This is a genomic window from Aquirufa lenticrescens (assembly GCF_019916085.1).
Classification (GTDB): domain Bacteria; phylum Bacteroidota; class Bacteroidia; order Cytophagales; family Spirosomataceae; genus Aquirufa; species Aquirufa lenticrescens.
Genome location: NZ_CP049834.1, coordinates 2,038,909 through 2,055,425, shown reverse-complemented (window position 1 = coordinate 2,055,425; position 16,517 = coordinate 2,038,909). Strand labels below are relative to the sequence as shown.

Genomic DNA, 16,517 nt, shown 5'->3' with positions numbered 1-16,517 from the left:
TCTTAAAACTGGCCTGTATGCAATAAAACTAGCGTGCAGGCCTCTTCTGTTTGAATTCCCACTTTTTCTAATGCCCTTTCTAGCTCAGGATTTTCTGTGCCTGGATTAAAAATTACCCTTCTAGGGTTAATTGATTCTAAATAATCAATTAATCCGTCTTGATTCGCAGGACCCACATAAAGTGTAACCGTATCGATTTCTTCCAGCAAAGGTTGATTCTGCTGAATGGTTAAGCCCAAAACCTCCCCCTTTTTAATTCCTACTAAAGAGACCTCGTGTCCATGCTGCAAAAGCAATTCCGTAGCGATATAGGCATATCGACTTGGGTTTGTACTCGCACCATAAACTAAGACTTTCATTAGAATAATTTTTCTGCAATAGCACGCACGCTATCGGATTTACTCATCGTATAGAAATGCAAAGCAGGCACACCAGCTTGGATCAACTCTTTCCCTTGTTGCACCGCCCATTCAATGCCTAATTGCTTAATAGCTACATTATTGGCACATTTTCGTGCTTCAGAAACAAATTCAGTAGGAATCTCTAAATGGAAAATCTCCGGCAATATGTCTAATTGACGTTCTGTTGCTAAAGGCTTCAAACCTGGAATGATGGGTACGTTGATGCCCATTTCGCGGCATTTCTTGACGAAATCAAAATACTTTGCATTATCAAAAAACATCTGCGTCACGATGTAATCTGCCCCAGCATCCACCTTTTGCTTCAAATAACGTAAATCCTGATCAAAGGAAACGGCATCAATGTGTTTCTCCGGATAACCAGCAACGCCAATACAGAAATTCGTAGGAAGAGATTCTGTTTCTTCGTGCAATAAAATACCCTGATTCATGGCCGCCACTTGCTCCACTAATTCATTCGCATAGGCGTGACCGCCTGGTTTAGGAATGAAATGAGCTTCGCCTTTTTCTTGATCACCTCGTAATAAAAGGGCATTCTCAATACCTAAATAGTGCAAATCGATGAGGAAATCTTCCGTTTCTTCTTTGGTAAATCCGCCACAAATTACATGAGGAACTGCTTCGATTTGAAAACGCTGCATGATAGACGCACAGATACCTAAGGTTCCAGGACGCTTGCGAATAGGAATACGTTTCGATACTCCATCAATCATTTTCTCTACATATTCCTCGCGGTGATACGTCACCTCGATAAACGGTGGCTTGAACTCCATCAAAGGCTCAATGTGCGACATTAATTCGCCCAAATGTTGGCCTTTCATCGGTGGAATAATCTCGATCGAGAAAAGTGTTTTTCCCGCCGCTTCCTCAAAGTATTTAGTAATCTTAGTCATAATTCAATACGGGGCTTAACCATCTTTCTACGTCGTCTAGGGACATTCCTTTGCGCTTCGCATAATCAGTCACTTGGTCTTTGGCAATCTTACCCAAACCAAAATACGTACTCTCCGGATGAGAGAAATAGAATCCAGATACTGCAGAAGCCGGATACATCGCATAACTTTCCGTTAATTGAATCCCGATCTGCTTCTCCGCATCCAATAATTCAAATAAACGCTTCTTCTCCGTGTGATCTGGACAAGCCGGATAACCCGGTGCCGGACGAATACCGTCGTATTTCTCAGAAATCAAGTCTTCGTTGCTAAGAGTCTCCTCAGCCGCATATCCCCAGTACTCCTTGCGCACACGTTCATGCAATAATTCGGCGAAAGCTTCCGCTAAACGATCCGCTAAAGCCTTGACCATAATCGAATTATAGTCATCGTGCTCTTTTTCGTATTTATCTAACAGCGCTTCAATTCCCAGACCCGTTGTCACCGCAAAGGCACCGATATAATCTGTCTCCCCTGAGTTTAATGGAGCAATAAAGTCGCTTAAACAACGATTAGGAAGAGTACTTGCTTTTTGGCCTTGCTGACGCAAATGGTGCAACCACTGGCTCTTGTCAGAAGATTCGTCTTTGTGTTGAATCTCGTAGGAAACCTGTTTGTGCGAACCGTGCTTCTCGCAAGCAACCTCTAACGCCTTCTCCACGTAATCGTGTAAGATAATATCATCTCCTAGCGAGTTTGCTGGGAAGAATCCTAAGGCCGCCTTCGCCTGAAGCGATTTATTCGCAATAATTTCTTTCAATAAAGCCTGCGCATCATCGAATAATTTCTTCGCTTCTTTTCCTACTACCTCGTTATCGAAAATACGCGGGTATTTTCCGGACAATTGCCAAGTCGAGAAGAACGGAGTCCAGTCAATGTATTTCGCAATTTCTTCTAAGGAATAATCCTCGAAATACTTCACGCCTAAGAAAGACGGTTGTTTTGACTTAAACCCAGTCCAATCAATACCACTCGATTTTGCACGAGCCTGATCGATGGATAAGTAATTCTTCTCCTGCTGACGAGCGGCGTGAGCCGTTCTCAACTCAGCATATTCCGTTTTAATCTCGTTAAAGATTTCTTGAGAGGTCAATTCACTTTGTAATAAACGACCTGCCACTGGCACGGAACGGGACGCATCTAATACGTGAATCACCGGTCCTGAGTAGTGAGGATCTATTTTAACCGCCGTGTGAATACGAGACGTTGTAGCTCCACCAATCAATAAAGGCACTTTGAAACCAAGGCGTTCCATTTCTTTGGCCACATACACCATTTCATCAAGTGACGGCGTAATCAAACCGGATAAACCAATAATATCTACATTATGCTCCTTCGCCGCAGCAAGGATCTTATCGCATGGAACCATCACACCAATGTCGATCACCTCGTAATTATTACAAGCCAAAACCACACCCACAATATTCTTTCCAATATCGTGCACATCGCCTTTCACCGTCGCCATCAAGATCTTTCCAGCCGACGAACTCTCCCCTCCTTGCTTCTCTGCTTCAATATAAGGCAATAAATAGGCCACTGCTTTCTTCATCACACGCGCTGACTTCACAACCTGTGGCAAGAACATTTTTCCTTCACCGAACAAGTCCCCCACCACATTCATACCATCCATCAGCGGACCTTCAATTACCTGAATCGGACGCTCCACTAATTGACGCGCTTCTTCCACATCTTCATCGATGAATTCCGTTAAACCTTTAATCAAAGCGTGTTCTAAACGCTTGTTTACTGGTTCTTTTCTCCAAGCATCATCGACCACTAATTCTTTACCAGCAGATTTAACTGTTTCGGCATAAGCCACTAATTTCTCTGTTGATTCTGGATTGCGATTCAATAAAACATCCTCGCACAAATCACGTAACGTTTTATCAATATCATCATAAACACCTAATTGACTGGCGTTTACGATTCCCATATCCATACCCGCCTTAATAGCGTGATACAAGAACACGGTATGCATTGCCTCACGTACTAATTCGTTTCCGCGGAAAGAGAACGAGATATTCGAAACCCCACCCGACACTTTCGCGTGTGGCAAGTTTTCTTTAATCCATTTTGTTGCCTTGATGAAATCAACCGCATAATTATTATGCTCTTCAATTCCGGTTGCAACTGTTAAAATATTAGGATCAAAAATGATATCCTGAGCCGGGAAACCAACTTTATCGACTAAAATATCGTAGGCACGCTGGCAAATCTCAATCCGACGCTCGTATGAGTCCGCTTGACCCGTTTCATCAAAGGCCATCACAACGACTGAGGCCCCGTACATTTTCACTTTGTTCGCAGATTCGATGAATTTCTCCTCCCCTTCTTTCAAGGAGATCGAGTTAACCACCGATTTACCTTGCACACATTTTAAACCGGCTTCAATCACCTCCCATTTCGAGGAGTCAATCATAATCGGCAAACGTGCAATATCAGGCTCTGCCATCAATAAATTCAGAAATTGAGGCATCATTTTCACGCCATCAATCATCCCCTCATCCATATTGATGTCCAAAATCTGCGCACCACCATCCACCTGCTCACGAGCTACCGCAATCGCTTCTTCGAATTTCTCTTCGCGAATTAATCGTGCGAATTTCTTAGAACCAGTCACATTGCAACGCTCCCCTACGTTCACGAAATTCGTTAATTCCGTAATCTCTAAAGGCTCAAGACCCGATAGTTTTTGATTGACATTTTCTTCTGGAATCACGTGCGGTTTGTGTTTCGCAGCTACTTCCGCAATCGCTTGAATGTGCGCTGGAGTGGTTCCGCAACACCCTCCAATGATGTTCAAGAATCCGTTTGCTAAGAAATCATCAATGATAACCGCCATTTCTGCGGGAGATTGATCGTATTCACCCATTTCGTTCGGCAAGCCCGCATTCGGGTGAGCAGAAACTAAGAAAGGAGATTTATCGTTCAAAGTCTTCACATAAGGACGCATTAAATCCGCACCTAAAGCGCAGTTTAACCCGACTGAAAGCAAAGGCATGTGGGATACCGAAGTCAAGAAGGCTTCCGTTGTTTGGCCTGATAAGGTACGCCCTGAGGCATCCGTAATCGTTCCAGAGACCATCACCGGCAAATAAGGCTTGGATGGATTTTGCTTAAAATATTGATCGATGGCAAACAAGGCTGCCTTTGCATTCAAAGTATCGAAAATCGTTTCTACTAATAGTAAATCAGCCCCTCCATCCGCCAAACCACGAATTTGTTCCGTGTAGGCTTCCACTAATTCATCAAAAGTGACTGCCCTGTAACCCGGATCATTTACATCTGGAGAAAGCGAAAGTGTACGGTTTGTCGGTCCAATGGATCCAGCGACATAACGTGGCTTCGAAGGATCTTTGGCCGTAAATTCATCGGCTACTTCACGCGCAATTTTCGCCGACTCGAAGTTTAATTCATAGACCAAATCCTCCATGTGGTAATCCGCCATCGCAATGGAAGTTCCAGAGAAGGTATTCGTTTCCGCGATATCCGCACCTGCTGTGAAGTATTTCGCGTGAATTTCTTTAATCACATCCGGACGCGTGATGGACAACAAATCATTGTTTCCTTTCACTTCGTGAGGAAAATTCTTGAAGCGCTCGCCGCGGTAATCCGCGTCCGTTAAATTGTATTGTTGAATTAAAGAACCCATTGCGCCGTCTAGAATTAAAATCTTTTCGCGCAATACGTCTTTGATGTGTGGTCTTTGCATAAGTATAATCGGATCTTTGACAGATGTTTATGCCAAAAATCTAGCAAATATACCGCTTTTCAGCCTAAATGAGGCCCATTTTTTGAATTTTTTCGAGATCTTCCGGGGAATCAATTCCTATCGTTTCAAATTGCGTTTCGATGGCCTTAATTCGAATACCATTTTGGATCCAGCGCAACTGCTCTAGGGATTCAGCCTGCTCTAAAGATGTAGGTTTTAAGGCACTTAAACCAGGCAAAATATCGGCCCGATAAGCGTACAAACCAATGTGTTTGAAATAAGTATGTTTGTTTAACCAATCCGATGGCTCCACCCCTCTTAAATAGGGAATGGTTTGGCGCGAAAAATATAGTGCGTGGCCTTCTTCGTCGCGAATCACTTTAGGAGTATTGGTATTAAACAGTGTTTCAGTGTCTGTTATTTTTTTAATGAGGGTCAAAATGGGTGCGCCTGACGAAAATCCTGCAGCCACTTCCTTTAATTGCTCTGGCTCGATAAAAGGCTCGTCTCCTTGAATATTCACCACATAATCGACCGTTTCACCTAAACGACTCAGCACTTCGGCACAACGATCTGTGCCCGTTAAATGCGTTTCAGCTGTCATCATCACTTCTGCACCAAAAGCTACACTCGCATCAAAAATACGTTGATCATCCGTCGCAATGACAATTCGATCAAAGCCTTCTACCGCTTTTACTCGTTCGTAAGTCCGTTGAATCATCGGTTTGCCACCCAGATTAACAAGGGGTTTTCCAGGAAAACGAGTGGATGCGAATCGAGCCGGAATAATCGCGATCACCTTTTTGCCGTGCATCATAATATTTACGTATTTTCGGTAGATTTTTGCCAAATTTGCACATAATTTCCAAACAATCGACCCATTGCCTGCATTTTTCGAACATTCCTTTGCTGAACCGATCTGGAGCATCCGCTACTGGGGAAAACCAGAAAAGCCGCAATTGTGGGTGGAAACGAGGGGATTGCAAGAGGCATTTTGGCACTCTATAGATTTATTAACAAAAGAGGTTTCCCTTTTAGGAAAGGCTCCATCCGATTATGCCCAATTGAACTTTGTGCAAGGTTCAGAAAACGAGGCGATCTTCATCAAATTAAAGCAATCGAAAAACCCGGGTGTAGAATCTATACAAACGTATTCTTTAGCACCTTTACAACTGCTGAAAGAAGAAAAACCACGCCCTATTAACCCAGAAAATGCCTTTTCTTTCCAAGCACCTCAGCATTACGAAGAAAGCCAGGAATATTTCAAAGACTTCCAAAGCTTCTTCCTGCAGCAATTCAATGAAACAATCGCGAAAGGCATAGATTATTTTGAAGGTGAGGATAAGCTACTATTTTCTTATTATCTTTACGATAATGGCTGGAAAAACTACCTTCGTGTATGTAATTTAACCTTTGATACGATCCTATTAGAACTAATCGCTGAAGGAGATACCATCGGATACCAAACCTTTTCGTTACTCAATGAGCAATTGATTTTTGTAAAGGATAAACTGAAATTGAAGATTTATGAAAAATTATAAACTAACCTTACTAATTGCCTTTTTATTCGCTTTGCAGCTTTCTTCTGAGGCGAGCTCCCTTGATTCTTTGGGATTAAAAAAGGAAAACAACAAGACCTTTTTATTGTTCAAAGTAGGGCCTAAACAATCCCTTTTTTCGATTCTAAAGCGCTATAATTTATCATTAAGCGAATTCAAATCGGCTAATGCCGATGTTCAAATCCCGGTAAAAACAGGTGAAATCGTTTATATCCCTTTGCATTATTTAGAGGAAAGTAATCCTGCCCCTAAAGTGATGGAGGAAAAAGTAGCAGAAAAAGCACCAGAATCACTCAAAGAAGCAGAAATCCACATCGTAGCTCCGAAGCAAGGTTTGCTATCGGTAGCGAACATGCACAAAGTGACGATGGCGGAATTGCGCAAATGGAACAATTTAACATCAGATCGCTTGCAAGAGGGACAACGATTGATTGTTTCAGATCCCACTGGCTCGACTTCCTCCATTGCAGTAGATAAAAGCAATTTATTACCTGCTAAAACGGCAGCACCCGCAGCGCCAGCCCCTACTGAAAACGTTGTCGCTCCCGTGAAAGAAAAAGGCCCTGAAGACATCAAAAAGAAGATTGAAACAGGTATCGCGGAACTAATTGACGTACCTGACAATTCTGGAAAATTCTTAGCCTTGCACCGCACGGCCCCTATCGGAACGTTGGTTTTAGTTAAGAATCTAACCAATAACCAAAGTATTTGGGTGAAGGTAATCGGACGTTTACCTAATGGTGATAACAAAGTAATCATCAAACTTTCTCCGAAAGCATTTGAGAAATTAAATGCAGTTGATAAGCGCGTCAGAGCTGAAATCTCTTATTTATTACAGTAATATGAACAAGAGAAAGAGGCCTATCACCGCAGGTCACGTCATTTTTGAGATTTTCTTTATTCTTTCCTATCCCTTTATTGCGGCTTTTTCGGTAGCAGTAACGGTATTGGTTTGGATATTCTCCCTTCCCTCCCGTTTAGTCGCTCTATTTAGCCGAAAATGATTTCAGAAAAAATAGCGGCCATCTTAGACGAGAAATTCGCTTTTTTCAATCATCCGCGCTTCATAGAACACGATCCAATTCAAATTCCACATCGCTTTAGTCGCTTACAAGACAAAGAAATTATGGGATTTTGGGTGGCGATTTTAGCCTGGGGCCAGCGAAAAACCATTCTTCAAAATGCCCAAACGCTCATCGATTTGATGGATGGTACGCCTTATGAATTCGTTTTAGGACATCAAGCGAGTGATTTAAAGCGCTTTGAGCATTTCAAACACCGCACATTTCAATATCCGGACACGCTGTATTTTCTTGATTTCTTCCAAAGGCATTATCAAAACAATAATTCCCTTGAAACTGCGTTCAACCTAGGTTTGAAAGCGGAAGACGTAAGTGTGGAAAAGGGCCTGAATGGCTTTTACGATTACTTCTTTCAATCCGAATGGGCTCCAGAACGTACCAAGAAGCACATTGCGTCTCCAAAGAAAAATTCGGCTTGTAAACGCATTTCAATGTTTTTAAGGTGGATGGTGAGAAAAGATGAGGCAGGAGTTGATTTTGGACTTTGGGACACGATTAAACCTACCCAATTAGTTTGCCCACTTGATGTGCACGCGATGCGAACTGCCGCACAACTAGGCTTAATGAAGGAGGAGAAGGCAAATTGGAAAACTGCTTTGGCCCTTACAGAAACGCTACGAGAACTGGATCCAAGCGATCCTGTCAAATATGATTTTGCCCTCTATGGAATGGGCATCGAAGAAAAAACGCAATGGAATTAAAAAACGCAAAAACAGGCAATTACCTTATTTTAGATACCCAGACGGGAGCGAGTTTAATTGAATTACGCCTATCAGGAATATCTCTAATCGACCTTCCTGGAAGCTCCATCCATCCCATAGCGAGCAACCCTTACCACCCTAGCGCCTTATTAACCCCCTGGGTGAATCGAGTTCGCAACGGAAACTATTCCTTCAAAGGCAAAAATTACCAATTACCTATCAACGAACCCGCTTTAGGAAACGCCATCCACGGATTACTCGCTAGAGCGCCATTTACCCTAGTACAAGAATCTGATTCATCTGTTACTTTGGAACACGCTTACACAGGTGAAGAACCTAATTATCCATTTCCATTTACATTCCGATACAACTACACATTAACGGATGTAGGGGCATTAGAAATTACTTTCGAAGCGCAAAATACCGGTCCCACTGCGATGCCTTTCGCCTGCGGTTGGCACCCCTATTTCAGCTTCCCTGAAACGGCGGTAGCTGATTTATCTATTAAATTCCATCCCATTAGCCGCTTTTTATTGGACTCGCAGATGATTCCCTTAAAAGAGGAAAATTTACAAGGTCAGACCAAGTTTATTTTTAGTGAGGAAAAAGTGGACCACGTCTTTCGACTGGAGCCTAAAGAGAAACACATCACCGAATTTATAGATCTTAAACACAATCGTTCACTCTTTTTAGAACAATCCTCCGTTCAATTCCCTTTCCTAGTTGTCTTTCAACCGGAAGGCTACAACTCGGTGGCGATTGAACCGATGACCGCGAATACAGACGCTTTTAATACCGGTGATGGGCTCATTGAATTAGCTCCACAAGAGGTCTTTTCAGGTCAGATCCGTTTATCCATAGGAAAATAGGCCATTCATTCAGGTTTTTTGTACCTTTGTCAAATGAAGTATAATTTGCTTTTCTTTTTGCTGTTTTTAACTACTTGGGAGCCCGTATTAGCGGAATCCAAGGCTGATTCGACGGCCAATAAATGGAAGCAAGTCATGACTTCAGGCATCAACTTAAATCAATCTAGTTTCAGCGATAACTGGAAAGGTGGAGGGACAAATACCTTAGCAATTGGCTGGTATTTGAATCATACAGCGAATGTATCGAATGAATCGTGGCGCCTTAATTCGGACCTTACATTACAAGTGGGATTTCTCCAAAACAGAACCCAAAGTCTCCGTAAAAATATCGACCGGATCGCGTATGAATTTAAAGCGGGTTACCGTATCAGTCCTAAATGGGACTTTTATGGATCGACTAACTTCCAGACGCAATTCTTTAACGGATATGATTACGGCAAGAAAAATAAAGCTGGAGTTCCTGTCGACTCCTTGATTTCGAGTCTTTTTGCTCCGGCCTATTTGACCTCTTCAATGGGTTTAGAATACCATCCAGACAAATCCTTTTATACGCGAATTGGTATTGGTAGTTTACGCCAAACCTTTGTCTTCGATCAAGCCATCTCTAGAGCCGGATTATACGGTCTAGAAAAACCAGGAGATAATATCAGAAATCAGTTTGTGTTTCAATACTTAGTCAATATAGACAAGGATGTCTGGGAAAATATCAATGTAAAGGCACGTTATTCAGCCCTAATCGATTATTTCAGACTCACTCTTTCGAATAGCATTGTACACCGATTTGACGCAAATGTAACCATGAAGGTCAACAAATACGTCAGTACTAACTTACAAGTAGTATTATTCCGCGACTATGACCAAGATCCCAATTGGCAATTCTCCCAAATCTTGTCGATGGGTCTCGTATACCGCATCGAGAAATAATTACTTCTTTCGGTTTAAATAGCGATCGTATAACATTTGGAGTATACCGTCTTTTAATCCTAAATCAGGCACTAAAATCGTCTGACAACCTCCCAATTCCATCGCCGTCAAATAGATCGAAGCCGCAGGAACAATTACATCGGCCCGGTCCGTATTTAAACGTAATTTATTCACCCGATCATCAAATGAGAACGAACCCACATAGGCTGCCATCTCAAATAAGGCATCAAATGTCATCGACTTTTCTTCTGCGGCAGGCTTCGACAAATTGAACAATTTGGCAATATTCCCTCCTGTCCCAATTGCCTCAATATCTCCTGAAATCAATTCTTTTTGCTGCGAAATCCAATTCCTCATCTTCTCCCAATCTCCCTCTTTTTCCGTTCCCTCCAGTAGACGCACCGAACCAATTTTAAAAGACTTAGAGGCCAATTTTTCGCGGTGACGGTAGATATTCAATTCAGTACTACCTCCACCCACATCAATGTGCAAGTAATTTTTCTTAGGGTGTAAGGATTGAACCACCACATCATTAATCAATTCTGCCTCACGGCTTCCATCAATTATTTGGATTTTCATATCCAAAATCTTGTGAATACGTGTAATAATCTCGGCGGAATTAGAAGCTTCGCGCATCGCCGATGTCGCACAAATGGCATAATCCTTCACTTCATGCAGGTCCATCAATAATTTATAGGCATGCAAGAGTTTGAAAATCCGAACCTCTGATTCTGGAGATATAGCTCCATCACTAAACACATCATGACCTAATCGAAGGGCAAAACGCACATATTCAATCCGCTTAAAACTGATAACACCATCGTTTTCTAACACACTCGATATTTGAAGGCGAGCGGCATTAGAACCGATATCTATAGCTGCAAATTTCATGATTTAGCGGGTTTATGAAGGTAAAAACCATTGCCTTGGACTTCATAAGAGATCTCTGTACCTAGGACAAATAATAATTCTCTTCGATCTATAATTACGGGTATATTTTCAATCAGATACTCCTCATCATTCTCCGTTTTAGCATCAAAACCGAGTACAAACGTACCACCACAAGTTCCACCGCGCATTCCAACCCGAAGAAATGGCTCAGGAAAGGATATTAAACGCAGATTTTCAACTGCAGATTCCGTTAAATAAACAGGAGGATCTATTAACATGTATTAACGTGGATGTAGATGTAAAATTAGCTAATTTTAGACTTGAAAGGTAAATAAATGAGCGATGACGTATAAAATACTTTGGGCAGACGATGAAATTGATTTATTGAAACCCTATATCTTGTTTTTAGAGAGCAAAGGATATGAAGTTTATACGGTTAATTCAGGGGCTGACGCTTTGGAATTAGTAGAAACGCAGAAGTTCGACATTTTATTCTTGGATGAAAATATGCCCGGAATGTCTGGTTTAGAAGTTTTGTTGCATATCAAAAAGATCAGACCTAACCTTCCGGTCATTATGATTACTAAATCGGAGGAGGAAGAATTAATGGAAGATGCCATCGGTTCTAAGATTGCGGATTACCTTATCAAGCCATTGAATCCCAATCAATTACTGCTATCTGTCAAACGTATTTTCGATAAGAAAAGACTCGAAGAAGGGAAAACGAATATCACTTACCAGCAGGAGTTTTTGGCTCTATCGATGCAATACCAAGATCATTTGAATGCCAAAGAGTGGTCAGACATCTACGAAAAGCTTGTCTACTGGGAACTCGAAATCGACACCACCGAAAACAAATCAATGGCCGAGGTTTTGAACAACCAAAAAAATGAGGCAAATGCCCATTTCAGTAAATTCATCGAGAAAAACTACGAAGATTGGTTGCAAAAGCCGGATGCTGAAACACCCGTATTATCGCACTTAATGCTTCGCAAGCACGTTTTTCCCAAGATTAATGACAAGAGTCCGCTCTATTTTATCTTGATCGATAATTTGCGGTTTGACCAGTGGAAAACGTTGGACAAATACATTCAAGAATACTTTCAATTAGAGTCCGAAAGCAAGTATTATTCCATCCTACCTACGACAACCGCTTACGCCCGAAATTCCATTTTTGCAGGAATGATGCCGTCTGAAATCGCGAAGAATTACCCAGATAAATGGGTGTATGATTTAGGCGATTCAGAAGACGAAGAGGGTTTCAATAAACACGAAGAATTTTACTTGCAGGAGCAATTGAAGCGCTTGAAAATCAACGCTAAAAGCTCCTACCACAAAATAATTCACCAATACCAAGGGAAACAATTAGTCGATAATTTCAACAAATTAGCCACGAATGACTTAAACGTTATTGTCTACAACTTTGTCGACATGCTATCCCATGCGCGAACAGACATGGCGATGATCAAGGAATTAGCTCCAGATGAGTCAGCTTACCGCAGTTTAACGGCTAGCTGGTTCCAACATTCTCCCCTATTTGACTTACTAAAGAAGATCGCAGAAAAGAAGGGTCGTGTCATAATCACCACCGATCATGGGATGATTCGTGTGCAGAACCCGATTAAAATCGTGGGAGATCGCAACACAAACACTAATTTACGCTACAAGCAAGGAAAAAACTTGAATTGGGATAACGCGAGTAAAATGATGGTTTGCCGGAAACCAGAAAACATTTTCTTGCCAAAACCGAACGTCTCGACTACCTATGTTTTCGCTAAAGAAGACAATCTATTTGCTTACCCTAATAACTATAACCAATACGTAAACCACTATAGAAACACCTTCCAACACGGAGGCATTTCTTTAGAGGAATGTATTATTCCAGTGATTTACTATACGGGAAAATAGAATTATAGACTAGCGACAGGGAAGATTTTCCCTCCTTCGCATTTCAGGATTAGGCCTGGAACTTTAGCCATGGTATTGTAGTCGTGACTCGCCATTATGATGGCCATTCCACTTTGATTCAATTCCTTAAATAACTGCATAATTTCTAAAGAAACCTCTGGATCTAAATGGCCAGTAGGCTCATCAGCAAGCAACAAAACGGGATTATTCAGAATAGCACGCGCGATACAAATGCGTTGTTGCTCTCCACCTGAAAGACGGTGAATACGCTTTGAAATCGCAGAACTCATTCCCACGCGGGCTAAAACCTCCTCGATTTTAAATCGAATTTCGTCTTTATTCGTGTGACCTGTCGCCTCTAAAACGAAGGACAAATTCTTCTCGACATTGCGATCCGTTAACAATTGAAAATCCTGGAAAACGAAGCCTAACTTACGTCTCAAGAAAGGCACCTCAGAACGCTTGATGGTATTCAACGAATATCCAGCCACCGAGGCTGTTCCAGATTGAAGACCAATTTCCGCGATGATACTACGGAAAAAAGTACTCTTCCCGCTACCCGTTTTACCAATCAAATAATAAAAATCTCCCTCATTAATCGTTAAATTAATGTCTTCTAGTGTGTTAACACCTTCTTGTGAAATACTTACTTGTTCAAAAGATAAAACAGACATAAAAATCGCCTAGGTTAATTAAGAATTTGCTTTTGCGTGATCCGCTAAGAATTGCGCTAAACCATTATCCGTTAATGGGTGCTTTAATAAAGCAAGCATAGCAGATAAAGGACCTGTCATCACATCAGCCGCAGCTTCAGCACATTTAATGATGTGCATTGGGTGACGAACAGAGGCCGCTAAGATTTGTGTGTCAAATTCGTAGTTATCATAAATCAAACGAATTTGTTCGATCAATTCAATACCGTCGAAAGAGATATCATCTAAACGTCCAATGAAAGGGGAAACGTAGGTTGCACCTGCTTTAGCAGCTAATAAAGCTTGCCCTGCAGAGAAAACAAGTGTACAATTGGTTTTAATCCCTCTTTCAGAAAAATATTTCAAGGCTTTGATACCGTCCTTGATCATCGGAATCTTTACTACAATTTTATCGTCCAGCTCCGCTAATTCTTCGCCTTCACGAATCATTCCTTCGTAATCTGTGGCGATTACTTCGGCAGAAACATCTCCGTCTACAATATCACAAATCGCTTTGTAATGACGTAAAACGTTGTCTTTTCCGGTAATTCCTTCTTTAGCCATTAAGGAAGGGTTAGTAGTAACACCGTCCAAAACACCTAAATCTTGTGCTTCTTTAATTTGCGCTAAGTTCGCTGTATCGATAAAAAATTTCATAGGTCAGATTTTTATAACAAAAAAATGGCAAATTCACCGCTACGACCGACCTACCCTTGCTTCGATCAAGACCTGGGGGATTCAGCGGGAGCTGGTAATTTGCCATGACAAAGATGGCAAAAAAGCAGCTTTTTTCAAAATAAATATCGTTTTTTTGGAATAGCCCCTTAACTTTAAATGATGAAAAAATTGATTCTATTTGTAAGTCTTTGCTTTGCTTGGGCTTGTTCCACTTCAGGTGAGGCTTGGTTAGATGAAGCGAAAGCACGTCTCAAGAAAGGAGAAACGGTTTCTGCCAAAGAAGCCCTCCAGAAAGCAATTGAGAAAAACCCTGGTTTAGCTGAGGCTTATAACTTACAAGGGGTCATTCTATTTCAAGAAAAAAATTACCCGGAAGCTGAAGCAGCCTATCGCAAGGCTATTGAATTAAAACCATCACTATATACTGCTCAGTTGAATTTAGGGGCCGTTTTGATGGAACAAGGCGTTTGGGATAAAGCCTTGGCTCCTACGGATAAAGCTATCGCTTCCCAACCAGATTCAAGCGCAGGATATCTCCAAAGAGGGATTATCCAGGCAGCCTTAGCGCAACCAGCGAAAGCTAAAATTGATTTCACACAGGCTATTCAATTGGCTCCTAAAGACATCAATGCTTATTATAATCGAGGAAATATTCTGTTCCAAGAGGAAGATTTTGCCGGAGCCATTGAAAATTTTGCAAAAGCGGCAGAGATAAATCCGAATTTTGGAAAAGCCTATTATGCCCTGGGCCTTGGCTATATCAAATCAAAACAAAATGATAAAGCCTGCTTAGCGTTTCAGCAAGCTCAAAAATTGAATTATCCAGGTGCTGCTGAAGCCGTTAAAAACCTATGTAACTAACATGAGAAACGTACAATTCATCCTTGGAGGTATTTTCGGAGTCGTTTTTTTACTGTTTACGTATTGGCAATTGAATGATCCTGATCCCATCTTATGGGTTCCCGTTTATGCGACTGCGGTTTACACATCCATTCAGGCAATGCGTGGCAAAACAAATCCTGAACTCTTAATCGTGCTATTTTGCTTATCCCTCTTTGCTGGATTGCAATTATGGGTCGAAATGACGGCTTGGGAAGGATTTTTAACAGATGGCTTGAGCATGAAAACACATAATCAAGAATTAGCGCGAGAGGCGGTAGGTCTTTGGATTGCTACTGGGTCATTTGCCTTGTTCTATGGTTTAGAAAAAAAGAAATAAGATGCTAGATCTCGGATTTGTTTCAGCGATTCTTCCAAACAAAAGTCTGTTTGAGGTATTAGACTATGCCCAGCAGCAACAATTTGCTTGCGTAGAAGTGATGTGTTGGCCTTCTTCCTCTGCCGATGCGCGTAGGTATGCAGGTGTTTCCCATATTTCGGTAGACCAACTATCCACGGAGGATTTATTAGTCTTGAAAGCGAAATTAGCGCAGCATTCAGTTAAAATATCCGCTCTAGGCTATTATCCAAATCCATTGGATCCAGATGAAAAACAAGCTGCTTTTTACCGAGAGCACATCAAAAAAGTCATTAATGCAGCAGCCGTTTTAGGCATTTCGCGTGTGAATACCTTTGTAGGACGTGATTACACAAAGAATGTAACATACAACATTGGTCGCTTTGCGGAGGTTTGGCCGGAAATAATTGCCTTAGCCGATTCACTACAGATCAAAATTGGTATCGAGAACTGTCCGATGTTTTTCACAGATGATGAGTGGCCAGGTGGAAAGAATTTGATGACTACCCCTAAGATTTGGGATGAATTATTTACAATTATTCCGTCGGCGAATTTTGGACTCAATTATGATCCATCCCATATGGTTTTCCAAATGATGGACTACACCTACCCTATTTACCACTATGCGGATCGGATTCACCACGTGCATTTAAAGGATGTCAAAGTGTATCCCGAGAAGTTAAACCGGGTTGGAATATTAGCCAATCCTCTCGAATACCATTCCCCTAAAATTCCAGGCTTAGGAGATATACATTGGGGTAAGTTTATTTCTGCCTTGAACGATGTTCGTTATCAAGGTCCGATCGTGATTGAAGTAGAGGATAAGGCCTATGAAGGTTCAGAAGAGGATATTGACAAAGCGATTCGAAGTGCCCGAAATCATATTCAACAATTTTTACCCTAAAAAAAAGGG

18 protein-coding genes are annotated in these 16,517 nt (G+C 41.6%); 10 read left to right on the top strand and 8 right to left on the bottom strand.

What is annotated here, in order from left to right; all coding sequences use genetic code 11:
- Positions 1-2: 2 nt before the first annotated feature.
- The 4 genes from G9X62_RS09130 to kdsB form a co-directional block, all read right to left on the bottom strand.
- Positions 3-359 carry a CoA-binding protein gene (locus tag G9X62_RS09130; RefSeq protein WP_223130417.1) on the bottom strand — a complete coding sequence of 119 codons (357 nt, stop codon included), beginning with the start codon at positions 357-359 and terminating at the stop codon, positions 3-5.
- Complete coding sequence (gene metF / locus G9X62_RS09125) at positions 359-1,312, bottom strand: methylenetetrahydrofolate reductase [NAD(P)H] (RefSeq protein ID WP_223130416.1); 954 nt, start codon at positions 1,310-1,312, stop codon at positions 359-361. Before metF ends, G9X62_RS09130 begins: the two co-directional genes overlap by 1 nt.
- Entirely contained in the window at positions 1,305-5,063 is a 3,759-nt protein-coding gene (gene metH / locus G9X62_RS09120) for a methionine synthase (protein ID WP_223130415.1), read from the bottom strand. The genes metF and metH overlap by 8 nt, the downstream gene beginning before the upstream one ends.
- 64 nt (positions 5,064-5,127) lie before the next feature.
- Positions 5,128-5,880, bottom strand: a complete 753-nt coding sequence (gene kdsB, locus G9X62_RS09115; protein ID WP_261345510.1) for a 3-deoxy-manno-octulosonate cytidylyltransferase — start codon at positions 5,878-5,880, stop codon at positions 5,128-5,130.
- Positions 5,881-5,944: 64 nt separating this feature from the next.
- On the opposite strand from kdsB, the gene G9X62_RS09110 reads away from it, so the two are divergent.
- From G9X62_RS09110 to G9X62_RS09085, 6 genes are read left to right on the top strand one after another with little or no spacing between them, the layout of a single operon-like run.
- Complete coding sequence (locus G9X62_RS09110) at positions 5,945-6,604, top strand: hypothetical protein (RefSeq protein ID WP_223130414.1); 660 nt, start codon at positions 5,945-5,947, stop codon at positions 6,602-6,604.
- A complete protein-coding gene (locus G9X62_RS09105; protein ID WP_223130413.1) occupies positions 6,591-7,463 on the top strand; it encodes a septal ring lytic transglycosylase RlpA family protein in 873 nt (290 codons plus the stop codon). Before G9X62_RS09110 ends, G9X62_RS09105 begins: the two co-directional genes overlap by 14 nt.
- A 1-nt stretch (position 7,464) precedes the next feature.
- Positions 7,465-7,626, top strand: coding sequence for a hypothetical protein (locus G9X62_RS09100; RefSeq protein ID WP_223130412.1), 162 nt, complete (start codon positions 7,465-7,467; stop codon positions 7,624-7,626).
- Positions 7,623-8,405 carry a TIGR02757 family protein gene (locus G9X62_RS09095; RefSeq protein ID WP_223130411.1) on the top strand — a complete coding sequence of 261 codons (783 nt, stop codon included), beginning with the start codon at positions 7,623-7,625 and terminating at the stop codon, positions 8,403-8,405. Before G9X62_RS09100 ends, G9X62_RS09095 begins: the two co-directional genes overlap by 4 nt.
- On the top strand, positions 8,396-9,274 hold the full coding sequence (locus tag G9X62_RS09090) for an aldose 1-epimerase (RefSeq protein ID WP_223130410.1): 879 nt from the start codon (positions 8,396-8,398) through the stop codon (positions 9,272-9,274). Before G9X62_RS09095 ends, G9X62_RS09090 begins: the two co-directional genes overlap by 10 nt.
- 33 nt (positions 9,275-9,307) lie before the next feature.
- Positions 9,308-10,198, top strand: a complete 891-nt coding sequence (locus G9X62_RS09085) for a DUF3078 domain-containing protein (protein WP_223130409.1) — start codon at positions 9,308-9,310, stop codon at positions 10,196-10,198.
- Here the strand turns inward: G9X62_RS09085 and G9X62_RS09080 are convergent, their stop codons facing one another.
- On the bottom strand, positions 10,199-11,089 hold the full coding sequence (locus G9X62_RS09080) for a Ppx/GppA phosphatase family protein (RefSeq protein ID WP_223130408.1): 891 nt from the start codon (positions 11,087-11,089) through the stop codon (positions 10,199-10,201).
- Complete coding sequence (locus tag G9X62_RS09075) at positions 11,086-11,367, bottom strand: iron-sulfur cluster assembly accessory protein (protein ID WP_223130407.1); 282 nt, start codon at positions 11,365-11,367, stop codon at positions 11,086-11,088. Before G9X62_RS09075 ends, G9X62_RS09080 begins: the two co-directional genes overlap by 4 nt.
- A 64-nt stretch (positions 11,368-11,431) precedes the next feature.
- Here G9X62_RS09075 and porX point away from each other — a divergent pair, with 64 nt between their 5' ends.
- A complete protein-coding gene (porX, locus tag G9X62_RS09070) occupies positions 11,432-12,997 on the top strand; it encodes a T9SS response regulator signal transducer PorX (protein ID WP_223130406.1) in 1,566 nt (521 codons plus the stop codon).
- 2 nt (positions 12,998-12,999) lie between these two features.
- On the opposite strand, the gene G9X62_RS09065 is transcribed toward porX, so the two are convergent.
- The gene (locus G9X62_RS09065; protein ID WP_223130405.1) at positions 13,000-13,671 is read right to left on the bottom strand and encodes a cell division ATP-binding protein FtsE; all 672 of its coding nucleotides are present in this window, start codon (positions 13,669-13,671) and stop codon (positions 13,000-13,002) included.
- 18 nt (positions 13,672-13,689) lie between these two features.
- Complete coding sequence (gene fsa, locus G9X62_RS09060) at positions 13,690-14,346, bottom strand: fructose-6-phosphate aldolase (protein ID WP_223130404.1); 657 nt, start codon at positions 14,344-14,346, stop codon at positions 13,690-13,692.
- A gap of 180 nt (positions 14,347-14,526) precedes the next feature.
- Between fsa and G9X62_RS09055 the strand changes: the two genes are divergently transcribed.
- From G9X62_RS09055 to G9X62_RS09045, 3 genes are read left to right on the top strand one after another with little or no spacing between them, the layout of a single operon-like run.
- Positions 14,527-15,228 (top strand): tetratricopeptide repeat protein, encoded by a 702-nt coding sequence (locus G9X62_RS09055; protein ID WP_223130403.1) that lies wholly within the window; start codon positions 14,527-14,529, stop codon positions 15,226-15,228.
- A 1-nt stretch (position 15,229) separates the two neighbouring features.
- Positions 15,230-15,586, top strand: a complete 357-nt coding sequence (locus tag G9X62_RS09050) for a transmembrane 220 family protein (RefSeq protein WP_223130402.1) — start codon at positions 15,230-15,232, stop codon at positions 15,584-15,586.
- Between the two features lies 1 nt (position 15,587).
- On the top strand, positions 15,588-16,508 hold the full coding sequence (locus G9X62_RS09045; protein ID WP_223130401.1) for a sugar phosphate isomerase/epimerase family protein: 921 nt from the start codon (positions 15,588-15,590) through the stop codon (positions 16,506-16,508).
- Positions 16,509-16,517: the final 9 nt, after the last annotated feature.